General features: G+C 72.2%; 1 protein-coding gene. It reads left to right on the forward strand.

The features are described from left to right. On the forward strand, positions 1–790 hold a 790-nt coding region (locus FXN61_RS49700; protein WP_167980674.1), incomplete at its 5' end, for a glucose-6-phosphate dehydrogenase assembly protein OpcA. Between the last annotated feature and the right edge of the window lie 88 nt (positions 791–878).

Genomic DNA, 878 nt, shown 5'->3' on the forward strand with positions numbered 1-878 from the left:
CGCGCAGATCCGCGTCGGTGGCGACGCGGGTGCGTCCGAGGTCGTGGTTCTGCGCCTGTACGGCGAGCTCGCCAAGGAGGGCGCGTCCTGCGTGATGCCGCTGCTGCTGCCGGACACCCCGGTCGTGGCGTGGTGGCCGTTCGACGCGCCGATCTCCCCGTCGAAGGACCCGATCGGCCAGCTCGCGCAGCGCCGCATCACCGACGCGGCCGCGGAGAAGAACCCGATCAAGGCCCTCGAGTCGCGCAAGGCGCACTACGCGCCGGGCGACACGGACCTGGCGTGGACGCGTCTGACGTTGTGGCGCGCCATGCTCGCCGCGTCTCTGGACCTGCCGCCGTACGACAAGATCCTGGAAGCCGAGGTGACCGGCGAGGCCGACTCGCCGTCCACCGACCTGCTGGCCGCGTGGCTCACCGATCGTTTGAAGGTGCCCGCCAAGCGTTTCAAGGCGACCTCGGGCGAGGGCATCGTGCAGGTCCGGCTGGGCCGCGCGTCCGGTGACGTGGACCTGCACCGTCCAGACGGCAAGGTCGGCACCCTGTCCCAGCCGGGTCAGCCGTCCCGGCGGGTCGCGCTGCAGCGTCGTGCCGTGCGCGACTGCCTCGCAGAGGAACTGCGCCGTCTCGACCCGGACGAGGTCTACGCCGCCGCGTTGAAGTCCCTGTCGAAGGTCGCTCGGGGCCGGGCCGCCAAGCCCGCTGAGGAAGCTCCCTCGGAAGCCGCGGAGTCGGCCAACGGCAAGGCGGCGTCCGGGGCGAAGAAGTCCAAGGCGAAGGCGGGTTCGTGAGCAACTCGCAGGTGGTGGTCCACCGCGACGGCGATCTTCTGGCCGCCGCCGCGGCGGCCCGCCTGGCTCACCCGCATGGTCGACGCCC

Origin of the sequence: Lentzea indica (assembly GCF_012184385.1) — a bacterium.
GTDB classification, from domain to species: Bacteria; Actinomycetota; Actinomycetes; order Mycobacteriales; family Pseudonocardiaceae; genus Lentzea; species Lentzea indica.